The 14,876-nt window shown below is 60.8% G+C and carries 14 protein-coding genes; 2 read left to right on the top strand and 12 right to left on the bottom strand.

Translation table 11 applies throughout. The features are described from left to right. Positions 1-33: 33 nt before the first annotated feature. From gltP to ACIPZH_RS21160, 5 genes are all read right to left on the bottom strand, one after another. Positions 34-1,362 (bottom strand): glutamate/aspartate:proton symporter GltP, encoded by a 1,329-nt coding sequence (gene gltP / locus ACIPZH_RS21180; protein ID WP_012316843.1) that lies wholly within the window; start codon positions 1,360-1,362, stop codon positions 34-36. Positions 1,363-2,096: 734 nt separating this feature from the next. Then, positions 2,097-2,567: an inhibitor of vertebrate lysozyme family protein gene (locus ACIPZH_RS21175; protein ID WP_241806787.1), complete on the bottom strand. Its 471-nt coding sequence runs from the start codon at positions 2,565-2,567 to the stop codon at positions 2,097-2,099. Between the two features lie 2 nt (positions 2,568-2,569). Next, positions 2,570-2,731, bottom strand: a complete 162-nt coding sequence (locus ACIPZH_RS21170) for a DUF1328 domain-containing protein (RefSeq protein WP_008092060.1) — start codon at positions 2,729-2,731, stop codon at positions 2,570-2,572. Positions 2,732-2,787: 56 nt separating this feature from the next. After that, on the bottom strand, positions 2,788-3,072 hold the full coding sequence (locus ACIPZH_RS21165; RefSeq protein WP_241806869.1) for a hypothetical protein: 285 nt from the start codon (positions 3,070-3,072) through the stop codon (positions 2,788-2,790). Positions 3,073-3,249: 177 nt separating this feature from the next. Continuing rightward, on the bottom strand, positions 3,250-4,071 hold the full coding sequence (locus tag ACIPZH_RS21160; protein ID WP_267819656.1) for a BON domain-containing protein: 822 nt from the start codon (positions 4,069-4,071) through the stop codon (positions 3,250-3,252). Positions 4,072-4,280: 209 nt separating this feature from the next. Between ACIPZH_RS21160 and algB the strand changes: the two genes are divergently transcribed. Together algB and ACIPZH_RS21150 are read left to right on the top strand one after the other, a co-directional pair. Next, the gene (gene algB / locus ACIPZH_RS21155; protein WP_241806789.1) at positions 4,281-5,627 is read left to right on the top strand and encodes a sigma-54-dependent response regulator transcription factor AlgB; all 1,347 of its coding nucleotides are present in this window, start codon (positions 4,281-4,283) and stop codon (positions 5,625-5,627) included. Further along, entirely contained in the window at positions 5,624-7,402 is a 1,779-nt protein-coding gene (locus tag ACIPZH_RS21150) for a KinB sensor domain-containing domain (RefSeq protein ID WP_400637689.1), read from the top strand. The genes algB and ACIPZH_RS21150 overlap by 4 nt, the downstream gene beginning before the upstream one ends. A 54-nt stretch (positions 7,403-7,456) precedes the next feature. Here the strand turns inward: ACIPZH_RS21150 and ACIPZH_RS21145 are convergent, their stop codons facing one another. The 7 genes from ACIPZH_RS21145 to ACIPZH_RS21115 form a co-directional block, all read right to left on the bottom strand. After that, positions 7,457-9,076, bottom strand: a complete 1,620-nt coding sequence (locus ACIPZH_RS21145) for an EAL domain-containing protein (RefSeq protein WP_241806791.1) — start codon at positions 9,074-9,076, stop codon at positions 7,457-7,459. 84 nt (positions 9,077-9,160) lie between these two features. Beyond that, positions 9,161-9,937, bottom strand: a complete 777-nt coding sequence (locus ACIPZH_RS21140; RefSeq protein ID WP_241806793.1) for an N-acetylmuramoyl-L-alanine amidase — start codon at positions 9,935-9,937, stop codon at positions 9,161-9,163. Positions 9,938-10,002: 65 nt separating this feature from the next. Continuing rightward, positions 10,003-11,970: a GGDEF domain-containing protein gene (locus ACIPZH_RS21135; protein ID WP_400637688.1), complete on the bottom strand. Its 1,968-nt coding sequence runs from the start codon at positions 11,968-11,970 to the stop codon at positions 10,003-10,005. Between the two features lie 96 nt (positions 11,971-12,066). Next, the gene (locus tag ACIPZH_RS21130) at positions 12,067-12,921 is read right to left on the bottom strand and encodes an endonuclease/exonuclease/phosphatase family protein (protein ID WP_241806795.1); all 855 of its coding nucleotides are present in this window, start codon (positions 12,919-12,921) and stop codon (positions 12,067-12,069) included. A gap of 11 nt (positions 12,922-12,932) precedes the next feature. Then, positions 12,933-13,568 (bottom strand): thiol:disulfide interchange protein DsbA, encoded by a 636-nt coding sequence (dsbA, locus tag ACIPZH_RS21125; RefSeq protein WP_267819666.1) that lies wholly within the window; start codon positions 13,566-13,568, stop codon positions 12,933-12,935. A 169-nt stretch (positions 13,569-13,737) separates the two neighbouring features. Then, positions 13,738-14,355 carry a c-type cytochrome gene (locus ACIPZH_RS21120; protein WP_400623954.1) on the bottom strand — a complete coding sequence of 206 codons (618 nt, stop codon included), beginning with the start codon at positions 14,353-14,355 and terminating at the stop codon, positions 13,738-13,740. A gap of 31 nt (positions 14,356-14,386) precedes the next feature. Beyond that, entirely contained in the window at positions 14,387-14,689 is a 303-nt protein-coding gene (locus ACIPZH_RS21115) for a cytochrome c5 family protein (protein ID WP_241806799.1), read from the bottom strand. Positions 14,690-14,876 lie beyond the last annotated feature (187 nt).

The raw sequence follows: 14,876 nt of genomic DNA, 5'->3' as shown, positions 1-14,876 counted from the left end.
ATAAATCGGGGCTCATTGTGCGACGCGTCAGGTTCAGCGCTTGGCGGTCTCGCCAACCAGCGCCGCTTCCTTCTTGTCGGCGATCAGCGAGGCGTAGTACTGCTCGCCCTTGGCGGCGTCGTACATGCCTTCCCAACGCGCGATCACCAGTGCAGCCAAGGCATTGCCAACCACGTTCAGCGCGGTACGCGCCATGTCCATGATGCGGTCGACACCTGCGATGAAGGCCAGGCCTTCCAGCGGGATGCCCACGCTGCCCAGGGTCGCCAACAAGACCACGAACGATACGCCCGGCACACCGGCAATACCCTTGGAGGTCACCATCAGGGTCAGCACCAGCAGCAATTGCTGGCTCCAGGACAGGTCAATGCCGTACAGCTGGGCGATGAAGATCGCCGCGATGCTCTGGTACAGGGTAGAGCCGTCGAGGTTGAACGAGTAACCGGTCGGTACCACGAACGAGCAGATCGACTTCGGTGCACCGTACTTTTCCATCTTCTCGATGACGCGTGGCAGCACGGTCTCGGAGCTGGACGTGGAGTAGGCCAGGATCAGCTCATCTTTCATGATGCGCATGATCTTGATTACCGAGAAGCCGAACAGGCGGGCTACAAGGCCCAGCACCATGAAGGCGAAGAAGGCGATGGCGAAGTACACCAGCAGCACCAGCTTGGCCAGCGGCAGCAGCGAGCTGAAACCGAAGTTGGCGACCGTCACGGCGATCAGGGCGAATACGCCGATCGGGGCGTAGTTCATGATCATGTGGGTGACCTTGAACATGGTCTCCGACACGCCCTGGAAGGTACGCACCAGTGGCTCGCGCAGGTCTGCCTGGAGGCTGGAAAGGCCCAGGCCGAACAGCACCGAGAAGAAGATGATCGGCAGCATCTCGCCACGCATCAGCGCCGCGAAGATGTTCGACGGAATCAGGTTCAGCAGGGTTTCGATGAACGCATGCTCATGCTGCACCTCGGCGGCGGTCGCCTGGTACTTGGAGATGTCCACGGTGCCCAAGGTGCTCATGTCGATGCCGGCGCCCGGGTGGAACAGGTTTGCCAGGACCAGGCCGACAACGATGGCGATCGTCGTGACCACCTCGAAGTAGATGATGGTCTTCAGGCCGATGCTGCCCAGTTTCTTCGCATCGCCAACCCCGGCGATGCCCACGATCAGCGAAGAAATCACGATCGGGACGACGATCATCTTGATCAGGCGAATGAAGATGTCACCGGCGGGCTGGAGAACGTTGCTGATCCACCATGCCTTTTCCGCACTGAAATGGTTCAGTAGCGCGCCGATTGCAACGCCCAGGACCAGACCGATGACGATCTGCCAGGCGAGGCTCAGTTTTGCCTTCTTCATGTCTTTACCCTTTGTTCTAGTGGTCACGGGCACCGACCGGAAAAGCACGTAACAGAGCCGTTGGCAACGTTACGGGCATCGTACAGCTTCCGTCCGGAGGCCTCATGTAAGGACACCGCAAGCGAGCGACAAGGCGCTCGGGCCAGCGAAAAGGCGGCAACTATTGCGATGGGCACGGACGAAATCTAATGCCGGAAGCGCATACCCCATGCCGTTTCGGCATAGTGAAATGCGACAAAATGAGGCATTCGCAAGTCATTGATTTATAACGTTCGGAAACCCGAACAAGACCAAACCGCCAGATCTAGGCCGATTTGGCAGTGTGCAGAAGCGGACATTGATGGCCTGTTCGACAATCCGAATGGCCGAAATGACACTTGGCCATGACCGGCCTGGAGGAAAAAAAAATGATGTGCGGTCAAGACAAAATGTGTCTCAACGAGAAAAAGCTGAAAGCTGGGCTTGGAAGCGAGGATGGCATCTCGGAAGCCAGGCCAGGTTTGAGTGGGAAAACTCTGTCCTGGCCTGAACCTCCGATTTTGCCTTGCCTGACCCGGCCCATTACTGGAGGTACTCCCTGTACCCCTAGGCCACTCCGATCCTGCAACAATCAGAACAGCCCGGCCCCTTGGTCATGTGCAACCCCTCCTCGGGGCGGCGCATCATAGAAGCGAGAACTATAGAAAGGTTCCGCTTCTATCACGTGACAGTGCGCGACCTATCGTCCCTGACACTCAGTACCAGTTCGGGTCACGCTTGAGCTGCTCCTTCAGCATCGCCTGCATGCCTTCGTCCGGCTCACCCAGCCAACGATACTGCGCATGGCGGGTGGGAGACTTGTCGCTCGGCAGGCCTTCGGGTACCTCTACCAGCATTCCGTAGGCGTCATCCTTGTCCCAGCTGAACGCTACGATCAGGCGTTTGTAGGTGCAGTTGTCTTTGGATTCACACAGCGGGCCGACGAGATATTTATCGCCATCCTCGGTCACTGCAGACATCTGCTCCTGGGCACTGCCCGTCAGGTTGATCACCCAGTCGGGCAGGCGTTCCTCGCCTTCGATCGCGTCCTGCCAGGTTTCCCGGTATTCGGGGTCAGAACCAAGCAGCTGGTCGACCCTGACCTGGCCATCATTGGCCGCCATCGCCATTGCGCTGCTACCCAACAGCAGGGCCGCAGCTATGGCGTTGCAGAGCTTCCTGCTCATCGTCAACCTCGACCACGTCCAAAGAAGAAGGAGGCTACGAACAGGACCAGGAAGACAATGAACAGGATCTTCGCGATACCCGTGGCAGCGCCGGCGATACCACCGAAGCCCAGTACAGCAGCGATGATGGCGATGATGAGGAAAGTGATAGCCCAACTCAGCATGATGCTTCTCCTTTCTTTTTTGAAATCGATCCGGCCGGTGTCAAAACTGCAGCGCCTTAAAATACCCAGCGTTGCTGAGGCACTACTTTTTCAACAGTGGCTGGCGAGGTATTGGCAGAAGGCAGCGTTTGGGCTGCCCTCACCAAAGTGTTGGCACGTGTTGCCTGGATCTGCGCTATCAGCGCAGTCTGCGCCGCAACCTGCTCAGTCAGTCGCGCGGTCTGCCAGCTGTAGTAAAAAAGGCCTGCGGCCAAAGTCAGCAGCAACGCCAACCCGAGGAACAGGAATTGGCGCAGTGGCAGTGCGGCGATCTGCGAACGGTTGACGGATTGGCGGTTCATGCCGGCTTCTCCTGCTGTAATTTTTCTATTCAAACCTGAACAGGTAATTGCAGCCTGCATGCCAGCCTTTCGATTTCAAATAAATCCTTATAAATCAGTCACTTATGCTCACGTCAACTTGAGCTTGAGGACGTATCCTGCACGATGCCCGCCGTGGGGTCGTGCGTATTGCACGATTCATCCTTCAACCTTGGTGGCCACCTTCAGCAGATCGGCGTCCACCCCCCGCACTCCAATGATCTGGCGCGCGATCTCGACAGCGATGGTTTTCTGCTCGCTGCTGACCACCTCACCGGACAGCCGCACCATGCCTTGATCACTGGCTACCCGGATGTTCAGCCCATCAAGATTGCGGCTGAAGCGCAAGCTGGTCTGGATCTTGTCGATCACCCAACTGTCCGTTGGCTGCGCCGCGGTGGACACGCCCACAGGCGTTTCGCGAGCCTGGGCCATGGCAGCCGAATCCAGACTGACCAGGTTGTTGACCAGGTACACACCGTCCGTGGTACGCGCTATCACACCGGCCAGGTCCTTGGCTTCAGCGCTGTCGACCTTGCCGCGCAGGGTAATCACACCCTCACTGCTCTGCACCTCGATAGGCGCCTTCTCTGTCGTACGGCTCCACAACAGCCGCGCACGGATGACGGCAGCCAATGTGGCATCCTCAAGACGCTGAGCGTAAGCCCGCAATTCGAGTGGGCGCTCTACCAGGCCGGGGTTGACCTGCAACTGGTTGTCTATCTGTTCGATGCCCCGGGTGGCCTGCGCGACGTGTTCGGCCAGCTGACGCTCGACCTCATTCTCGACCTCCCCCGTCAGGCGTGCCCGCTTTCCATCCACCTCGACTTCGATGCGAAACGGGTTGAGCATGCGATTGAGCGCCAGCGCCGTCTGCAGCGAGCCCTCCAGGCGCGCATCCTGAAGTGGGTCAGCGAACGCTGGGCCGCAAATGGATAACAGGCTGGCTGCCAACACAGCCGTTCGAGTGGTAAAGGACATGACCGCACTCCTTCTGTAGGCTAAATCCACAAATCATCGCAACCAATGTGCCACCGCAATGCTCTAAGGCAATCATTGAGATACGCGGGTTCACGGCATTCTTCGGCCATTGGCTAGCATGCATAGGACAGAATCCTTCAGAATTGACCATGCAACTTGCCCGATTTTTCCCACACTAAATGAAGATCTTTCCCAAAGGAGCGCTGGAAATGGAATCAGCCCAGGACAACCAAGGCCGTATTCTGCTCGTGGATGACGAGTCCGCGATCCTGCGTACCTTCCGCTACTGCCTCGAAGATGAGGGCTACAGCGTGGCCACGGCCAACAGTGCCGCGCAGGCCGAAGCCTTGCTCCAGCGCCAGGTGTTCGACCTGTGCTTCCTCGACCTGCGCCTGGGTGAAGACAACGGCCTGGATGTCCTGGCACAGATGCGCATTCAGGCACCGTGGATGCGGGTGGTGATCGTCACGGCGCATTCGGCCATCGACACTGCGGTCGACGCGATCCAGGCCGGTGCCGCCGACTACCTGGTAAAACCCTGCAGCCCCGACCAGTTGCGCCTGGCCACTGCCAAGCAGCTGGAAGTCCGCCAGTTGTCGGCACGCCTGGAGGCGCTCGAAGGTGAAATACGAAAGCCCAAGGACGGCCTGGACTCGCACAGCCCGGCAATGATGGCCGTGCTGGAGACCGCACGCCAGGTGGCGACCACCGATGCCAACATCCTCATCCTGGGCGAATCAGGCACCGGCAAGGGCGAACTGGCCCGCGCCATTCATAGCTGGAGCAAGCGGACACGCAAGGCTTGCGTGACCATCAACTGCCCGTCGCTGAACGCCGAGCTGATGGAGAGCGAACTGTTCGGCCACACCCGCGGCGCATTCACGGGCGCCAGTGAAAGCACGCTGGGCCGTGTCAACCAGGCCGATGGTGGCACGCTGTTCCTCGACGAGATCGGCGATTTTCCTCTGACATTGCAGCCCAAATTGCTGCGTTTCATCCAGGATAAAGAGTATGAGCGGGTGGGCGACCCTGTCACCCGGCGCGCCGATGTGCGCATCCTCGCGGCGACCAACCTGAACCTGGAAGAGATGGTCCGCGAAGGCCGCTTCCGTGAGGACTTGCTCTACCGCCTGAACGTCATCACCTTGCACCTGCCGCCCCTGCGCGAGCGCAGTGAGGACATCCTTACCCTGGCCGATCGCTTCCTCGCCCGGTTCGTCAAGGATTACGCGCGACCTGCGCGCGGCTTCAGCGACGAAGCCCGCGCCGCACTGCTCAATTACCGCTGGCCGGGCAACATTCGCGAACTGCGCAACGTGGTCGAACGCGCCAGCATCATTTGCCCCCAGGAGCGCGTGGAAATCGTCCACTTGGGTATGGGCGAGCAACCGGCAAGCAACGCTCCCCGTGTAGGTGCGGCGCTGAGCCTGGATGAACTGGAGCGTGCCCACATAGGCGCCGTGCTGGCAGCCAGTGACACACTGGACCAGGCCGCCAAGACCTTGGGTATCGATGCCTCGACCCTGTACCGCAAGCGTAAGCAGTACAACCTATGAGATGGCCGATGAAGCTGCGTACGCGGCTCTTCCTCAGCATTTCAGCACTGATAACAGTCGCTCTGCTGGGCCTGATGCTGGGTTTGGTCAGCGTCTTGCAAATGACCGCCGCCCAGCAAGCGTCGGTGCACAATACCACCCATGTTCTGGAAATAGGCTTGAAGCTACGGCAGAACCTGGGCGAGCAGTTGATGCTGATCCTCGATGCGCAAACTTCGCCCCAACGCCTGCGAGCTTTGCAAGACAATTTCCAGGACCTGCTTGACGAAGGGCTCGCACAAGGCGGTGAACGTACCGGCTTCAGCAAGGCCAGCAGCAACTACCAGGCCTTCCTGAGTGCTTATCGTCAAAGCCCTGCCCCGGCAAACAGCATGGGTGCCGACCAGCCACTGGGCGCCGCGTTCAACCAAGTGCGCACCGACCTGATCGATTCGCACAAGCTTGCCATCGATTACATCACCCGCAGCGAACAGATGTCTCGCGACCGCGCTCTGCTGGTCAGTGGTGTACTTGGCCTTACGGGCTTGGTTGTGCTGATGCTCGGCTTCGTTACCGCACACAACATCGCCCGCCGCTTTGGGCAACCCATCGAAGCCCTGGCCAAGGCCGCAGATCAACTTGGCCAAGGTAACTTCGATGTCACCTTACCCGTCAGCCAAGCCATAGAAATCAACCAGCTCACCCGCCGCTTCGGCCTGATGGCAGAGGCGTTGCGCAAGCACCAGGAGACCAATGTCGATGAACTGCTGGCTGGCCAACAACGCTTGCAGGCTGTGCTCGACAGCATCGACGATGGCTTGCTGATCATAGACCGCCAAGGCGACCTGGAGCATATCAACCCAGTCGCCCAGCGCCAGCTCGGCTGGAGCAACAACCGCCTGGGCAGCCCTTTGGCAGAAGCGCTGCAGCGCCCAGAGCTGGAGCAACAGCTGCGTCAGGTGCTGCGCGGCGGCAGCCTGGACCGTCCCCCTGAGGACCTGAGCATAGAGGTCGATGACGAGTCACGCTTGCTGTCCTACAGCCTGACCCCGGTCAGCCACCCGCAAGGGCCGATCCTCGGCGCCGTGATGGTGCTGCACGATGTGACCGAGCAGCGCGCGTTCGAACGTGTGCGTAGCGAATTCGTGCTGCGCGCCTCACATGAACTGCGTACGCCGGTCACCGGCATGCACATGGCCTTCGGCTTGCTGCGAGAACGCGTGAAGTTTCCACCGCAGGCGCGTGAGAATGACCTGATGGAGACCATCAGCGAGGAAATGCAACGCCTGACTCAGCTGATCAACGACCTGTTGAATTTCTCTCGCTACCAGAGCGGCCTGCAAAAACTCGAACTCGCCCCTTGCGCCATCGACGAACTGCTCGAACGTGCCCAGGTACGGTTCAGCGAGCAGGCATCAGTCAAGCAGATCGAGCTGATCAAGGCGCTGGAGCCACCGCTGCCTCGTATCCAGGCCGACATCGCCCAACTGGATCGTGTGCTCGACAACCTGCTGCACAACGCCATTCGGCATACCGGCAGCGGCGGGCGAATCCGTCTCCATGCGCGACGCCACGCGGAACGCGTCATCATCAGCGTGGAGGACAATGGCGAAGGCATTGCCTACGGACAGCAGGGGCGCATTTTCGAACCCTTTGTGCAGGTTGGGCGCAAGAAGGGCGGGGCCGGGCTGGGGCTGGCATTGTGCAAGGAAATCGTGCAATTGCACGGCGGCCGGATGGGCGTCTTCTCCCGGCCTGGGCAGGGGACGCAGTTCTACATGGCTCTTCCGGTCTGATTTTCCAGCTGAAGGTCGTTGGGGGCAACGCCTTGCCGGCCCTTGCACGTTCGCTCAAGGTTCATCGTCTAGCCGCGGCCTTCGGACCTGCCGCCCTCGCGTCACCAGCTCGACGAACTGCCGGGCATTGAGCGGATGGGCGAACAGCCAGCCCTGGCCATAGTTGACACCTTCACTGTTGAGCAGCACCGCCTGGGCCTCGCACTCTATGCCTTCGGCTATCACCCGCAGATGCAGGTCATGGGCCATGCGGATGATATGAGGCGCCACACCACTGCTGGCAGCATCATGCCCAAGCGCGTCGATGAAAGCCTTGTCGATCTTCAGGCAGTCCACCGGTAAGGTTTGCAGATAGGCCAGGCTGCAGTAGCCCGTGCCGAAGTCATCGATCAACACCTGATGCCCCACCGCACGAAGCGCTTGCAGGTTGTCACGGGCCACCACCACATCGATCAGCCCCCGTTCGGTAACCTCGAAGGCGATCTGGCTGGCAGCCACCCGGTGCAGTGCCAGCAACCGCGCCGCCACCCGGCCAATGCGCGGGACCATCACATCACAGGCGGCCAGGTTCACCGAGATGTAAAGATTGCGGTGCGAACGCAGCAACTGGCCAAGTTGCTCCAGTACCCGCTGCAGCACGAAATCGGTGATCTGGCGAATCTGCCCGGTATTTTCGGCCAGCGGAATGAACAGGTCCGGGCTGGTCAGGGTCCCGTCCGGGCGCCGCCAGCGCACCAGCGCCTCAGCGCCAACGCAGCGCCGGCTGTCGAGTTCGATGATCGGCTGATAAAGCACCTGCAGTTCACCACGGCGCAGCGCGTTCTGCAGCTCGGAACTCATGGAGCGCCGCTGCAGGATCAGTTGCAGCACCAGCCAGCCGATACAACAGGCAGCCAGAACACTACCGGGGAACAGCAACCAGAGCATGCCGTTCATCCTCAGTGGCAGGCTGGCACGCGGTGCGATCAGCACAAGCTGGTAATCGGGCGATTTGGTCAGCATGCGATAGACAAGGCGGTCGTGCAGTTCGAACAACGAATTGCCGCTGGGTGGCGGCCAATGCTCAGCTGGCGGCCAGACTTGTGGCGGGCCCAGTACGGGTATCGCTCTGGTGCCATTGTCCAGCACCACCAACAGGCTACCGCCGGGCGGCAGGTCAACCACGTCGGTCAAGTGCCCGCGCGAGGTAGAGACCAGGAAATTGCCGCGTGCCAGCATCAACGCCGCAAGGTTCTCGTTGGGTTCGGTAGTGGTGTTGAGCCAATAGCTATAAGTCGGGCCCTGGATGTCCGGGGCCCGCGTGGGCACGAAAGCGCGTGCCCCGCCGCGGTTGGAGCAGGCGACGTTGACGTCTACATACGCCGCCTCATAAATGAAACGCGAGCCCAGCCCAACCTGCTGCAACAACGCCAACATCGCCGGGTTGCATCCGCGCAATGGCTGCGCCTGCAGGTCATCGACCCCCTCACGCAATTGGCCGAAAACCTGCTCGAGGCGGTCAAGAAAACGCTCGCCCTGAGCATTCATCTGCGCACTCTCGCTCTGCTTCATCTGCTGCAGCGCAATACCGATACTGGCAGTCAGCAACACGGCGGCGCTGGCCAACGCTGCCAAAGAGGCCAGCATCCAGGGACGGTAAAAAAATTGGCGCAGCGCAGTTATCAGAGCCGACATGGGCAGCATCCAGTTGATATACAGGGTATAGCAACTGAATGGCGTATTGGCTTGGCCGTTTGGCGGAGCCCAGGGCGCGAAGGTTCAGCGCTTGCGGTTGAGCACGTGAAGCATGGCGGCTGTCTGCGCATCGGGCAGGCCGTCGAAGCGCTGTGGCCGGAAACGCATCTGGAACGCCGCAATGACATGGCGGGTAGCAACATCGAGCTGCCCGGTCTGTTCAATGGCGTAGCCGAAGCGTGCCAGCTCTTGCTGGTACCAACCTATGCTCGGCGGATTGACGTTGAAGTACGCCTGCTGGCGCGCCACGGCGCCAGGCTCTGGCCATACCCCAAGCCCCGCATCGGCCAGACGCTTCCAGGGGAACAGCGGCCCCGGGTCCAGTTTGCGCAAGGGTGCGATATCACTGTGGCCAACGATATGGCTAGGGTCGATGTTGTTACGTTTGACGATGTCCTTGAGCAGCGCGATCAGAGACTGAATTTGCGCTTCGCTGTAGGGGTACCAGACTCGCCCGTTGGGCGTGGTGTCGAAGCCTGGGTTGACGATCTCGATACCGATCGAGCTCGAATTCAGCCAGGTTCGCCCCTGCCATTGGCTGTCCCCGGCATGCCAGGCACGACGGCTTTCATCGACCAGTTGATACACCGTGGCCGGGCCGTCTCCGATCAGGTAGTGGCTGCTGACCTCGCCGTGGGTCAGCAGCGCCAGCGAGCGCTCCAGCGAGGCGTTGGTGTAATGCAGCACGACGAACTGGATGCGGTTGTCCTGGTTGGCCGAGGGGTGGCTGCGGTCGATACGCAGGCCGGTCGAACAACCGGCCAGAACGATTAGCAAAAATGCAGTGAACAACGCTTTCATGGAAGAAGCCAGGGTGGTTAGCCAGTGACGCTCTAGCATAACGTATGCGCCCCCGGCTCACCCGCTCAGCTTTGTTCCACCCGATTACGGCCCAGGTCCTTGGCCCGGTACAGCGCCGCATCAGCACGCTTGAGCACCTGATCACCGCGCTCACCCGAGCGGAATGCGCTCAAACCGATGGAGGCGGTGATCACCACCCGTTCGCCCTTGAAATGGAACGGACACGCTTCGATCGCGGCACGCAGCACCTCGGCCACTTGGGCAGCGACGGTGGGTGAGGTCTGCGCCAGTAACAGTACGAACTCCTCGCCGCCGAACCGGGCGATGAAATCGCGCGGACGCAGGCGCTTGCGCAACTGGTCAGCGACGATCTTCAGTACCTTGTCACCCGCCAGATGGCCATAGCTGTCATTGATGCGCTTGAAGTGGTCCAAGTCCAGGATCGCCATCGCCAAATGGCCGCCGTTCTCCTGCCAGGCCTGCATTTCGCGCTCTACCTGCTCGCTCCAGGCCGCACGATTGGGCAGCCCGGTCAGCGGGTCGATCAATGCCTTCTGCCGCTGTTCCTCAAGGTGTTCGCGGTAGCCGAGGGCCTCTTGCTCCATGTTGGCGACGCGCTCGGCCAAGCCCTGTAGTCGCCCGGCGAGCTCCTGTTCGCGACGGTCACGCTCATGCTGATGCTCATCCATCGTGCCCAGCAGCCCTTCCAGGCGGTTCTCGAGAATGTGCTTGAGGCTGTCCACATCGACTGCCCCTTGCACGCTGCTTTGCAGGCCATCGACCTGCTCACGCAGCTGGCTGTCCAGTTCGCGAGCAGCAGAACTGTTGTCGGCATGACCGGCACTGGCTTCATGAAGGTGGCTCTGGAAGCTTTCCAGGCGCTCATTGAGCTGCTGCAGGTACGTCTCGAATTCGTGCTGCCCGCTGTCGGTGATCGCCAGCATGAGCACCGCCAGGTCATCGAGCACCGGGATCAGCTCGTACCAGTTCAGCCCCCGCGCCACGCGCTCGCGCATCTGCAGTGCCTGGGCTTTGTGGCGTTCCGGCAGGCTGAGGTCATCGAGCAGGCCGATCAGGGTTTGCTCGATATGCGCGGCAACCTGGCTGTAGGGCGGCTCGACTGCGTCAGGGAGCGAATAGGGCCCGTCTTCGCCGAAGGTTTCTTCCAGGGGTTTCAGCGCTTGTGGCTCATCGGCCTGCAGTGGCAGCTCGGCCTGAACGCCGTCGGGGCGCTGCGGCTCCTCAGCGCAGTCGGGTTCGACAGCGTCCCGTGCTGGCGCCGGTGCCGGCGGCTCAGGTTCGCTTGGGGCGGGCGGCGCGGCATCAGGCGTTGCAGGCACCACAGGTTCGGGGTTATCAACCTCAGGCGCTGCCAGCGGCTGCAGCTCGTCGATATCCCGGGGAGGCAGATCCACCAGGACCGGCCCGTCCGGCAATGGCTGCAGTTCAGGCTCAGCGATCGCAGAAGGGGCCGCCGGCTCCACAGCGCTGCCACTCCCCGGTTCGCTTTCGCGGTTGCCGAACAAACGTTGCAAAAAGCCCGGCCTGGCCTCCTCGTCCGGCCTGTCCAAAGAGGACAGCGCCCTCCCCTGCAAACCGCTCAGCTCTGCGAGCAGCGGCGGCAACTCGCGCGACTGGCTGACGCCGCCGTCGAGTTTCTTCGCCAGTTTCTTGAGCGACCGCGTCACGTCACCCGACAACGGCAGGCCTTGCAGCTGCGTCACAAGCGCAGTCAGGGCATCGCTGACCTGGTTCATGCGGGTTTCGCGGCGCTGCTCGGAGTCGAGCACGGCCTTTTCAAGACGCGGGATCAACCCGGCAAGGCCGGCATCCATGTCGTCGCGGCGAATGACCTCACGCATTTCCTTCATGCACTGGTCCACTGCCTTGTCGCTGCCTTCAGCGGCCAAGGTACTGCGCACCAGGCCTCGACGCAGCAGGTCAAGCCGCGCGGCCCATCGCCGCTCCAGCTTCTCCTGCTGTTCGATGCTTTTAAGGTATTTTTCTTTCCAGCGCTCGGCTTCTTCGGTCATGCCTGGATCCGCAACGGGTGATGCATCGGTGGGCTGTGGTTACACGCTGTCGGCGCACGGCGGGAACTCTTGAATGCTCCATGGCCTTTTGCTGATCTAGCTCAGGACCGGAAGCGTATCCACAGTCAATGCATCAGGCAATCGGATCTCTACGGCGACCGGGAGATGGTCGGAAATAGGCTGGGCCAGTACCTCGACCCGCTCAAGGGTCAGGCTCGGGCTGAGCAGGATGTGGTCCAGGCAACGCTGCGGGCGCCAGCTGGGAAAGGTCGCTTCGACCTGCGGGGCGATCAGGCCCAGATCACGCAGGGGGGAATGGTCGAGCAAGTCATTGGCATGGGTGTTCATGTCGCCCATCAGAACCTGGTGGCGGTATCCACCGATCAGTTCACGGATGTAAGCGAGTTGGCGAGCGCGGGTCTTGGCACCCAGCGCAAGATGCATCATGACCACGATCAGGGCGTCCTCGCCTTCACCGAAGCGCACCAGGATCGCACCGCGACCGGAGGGGCCGGGCAGAGGATGATCTTCCAACAGGTGCGGCTTGAGGCGGCTGAGTACGCCATTGCTGTGCTGGGCGAAATGCCCAAGGTTACGGTTGAGCTGTTGGTACCAGTAAGGGAAGCCCCCCAACTGGGCCAGGTGCTCCACCTGGTTGACGTAACCGGACCGAAGGCTGCCGCCATCGACCTCCTGCAAAGCCACCAGGTCGAAATCGTTGAGCAGGTCGCCGATTTTCTGCAGATTGCCGGCGCGCCCGGTGTGCGGCAGCAGGTGCTGCCAGCTACGGGTCAGGTAATGCCGATAGCGCTCGGTACTAATGCCGACCTGGATATTGAAGCTGAGCAGCCGCAGGCGACCATCTTCCGGCAGGCCATTGGCCTGCAGATGATGCTCGTTGACCTGCGGCTGGTGCAGGCCAACACCACGCGCGGTTCTGAACCGGGGCATGGCTTCGCCGCTTACTTAGCGGCGCGCTCCTTGTCGATCAGCTGGTCGGCGACATTCAGCACGCCTTCCGGGCCTTTAGCGGTGCCGAGGTCAAAACGGTATTTGCCGTTCACCACCATGCTAGGTACGCCAGTGATTTCGTACTTTTTCGCCAGTTCCTTGGCCTGATTGACCTGGCCCTTGATGGCGAACGAGTTGAAGGTGGCGAGGAATTTATCCTTGTCGACGCCTTGGGTGGCGAGGAAGTCAGCCATGTCGTCGGGATCGGTCAGGCGCTTGTGCTGGTTCTGGATGGCATCGAACACCGCAGCGTGAACCTTGTGCTCCACGCCCATGGCTTCGAGGGTCAGGAACATCTGGCCGTGGGCATCCCATGGCCCGCCGAACATCGCCGGCACGCGTTTGAAGTTAACGTCCTTCGGCAGTTTTTCAACCCAAGGGTTGATCACCGGCTCGAAGTGGTAGCAATGAGGGCAGCCGTACCAGAACAGCTCGACCACTTCGATCTTGCCGGGAACGGACACCGGAACAGGGTTGCTCAGCTCGAGGTATTCCTTGCCGGCTGTGGCAGGCTCCGCAGCCTGAACGGCGGACATACCGAATACGCTGGCGGCGACCAGCGCAGCGCTGAGAATCAGTTTACGCATGCTTTACTCCTGAGCAGTCTTTGGTCGCCTCTACACGACCTGTATTGAGACAGGTCGGGACGGGCCCGAGTTCTGTAGTGTACCGGCTGCGGACCTAAAAAAGGGCGGTCCGCGCCGCCCTTTCATCTTTAGCGTTGCAGCATTAACCGAATGTTAATGCGCAGCTATCTCAGTGGAGGCCCTGGATATAACTGGCCAACGCTTCGATATCATGGTTGCTCAGCTTGCCGGCTATGGTCCGCATGGTCATGGCATCACCATCATTGGTGCGATTGCCCTCGCGGAAGTCGGTGAGCTGCTTCGTCACGTATTGCGAATGCTGGCCACTCAGGTGCGGGAAGCCGGCCAGCGCGATGCCTGCGCCATTGGGAGAGTGGCAACCGGTGCAGGCAGGCATGCCTTTTTCCAGATCGCCGCCATTGAACAGCGCCCGGCCACGCTCGACCAATTTGGGGTCGGCGGCGCCGACGCTGCCTTTCTGGCTGGCGAAGTAGGCGGCGATGTCGGCCAGGTCCTGATCGTTGAAGTTGGCCAGCATGCCGGTCATCTCCAGCACGGTACGCTTGCCGGACTTTATGTCATGCAACTGTTTTTCGAGATAGCGCTGGCCCTGGCCAGCCAGTTTGGGGAAGTTGGGCGCCAGGCTATTGCCGTCGGGGTTGTGGCAGGCACCACAGATGGCGGTCTTGGCCTGGCCGGCGGCGGCATCGCCTATGATAGGTTCTGCAGCAGTGGCCGCACCTGCGACACCCATGGTCAACAGCAGACTCACGACTAGTTTGTTCATCAGCTAATCCAACACGGCTAAGGGTGAAATGTTATGTATCGGGACTGCCACTCATCCAAAGGATGACCAAACGGTAGTCCTCGGCACTGCAGTCCATGCACAATCCACGCGGCGGCATAGCCTTGAAACCCTGAGTCACATGAGCCGTGAGCACCTCCATGCCTTGCGCCAGCCTTGGCTCCCAAGCTGCCCGGTCACCCTTCCTGGGCGCCTGTGGCAACTGCCCGGCGTGACAGGCCGCACACGTGCGGTTGTACAACGCCTCGGGATCCTGTGTAGCCTGTGCGCTGAAAAACGGCAGGAACATACCGACAGCTAGCAGCCATTTCGCCATGCGAAACGACCTGACAGGGTTGGGGGACGCGCTGCGTTCTGATGCGCGAGCTATTGTTCGACACCCCATGCCCGTTCTCCTTCGCTGGGAGAATGAGCACACAAATACTGGGGCATTATATACTTCCGCCATCCAAACGGAAACGACACCGCTTGCCGGCCTAGGCTTTGGCAACACCCACATCGGA

The organism is Pseudomonas sp. NPDC089758, assembly GCF_044748705.1.
Classification (GTDB): domain Bacteria; phylum Pseudomonadota; class Gammaproteobacteria; order Pseudomonadales; family Pseudomonadaceae; genus Aquipseudomonas; species Aquipseudomonas putida_X.
Note: the sequence above shows the minus strand (reverse complement) of the source record. Positions and strands in the feature narration are given on the sequence as shown.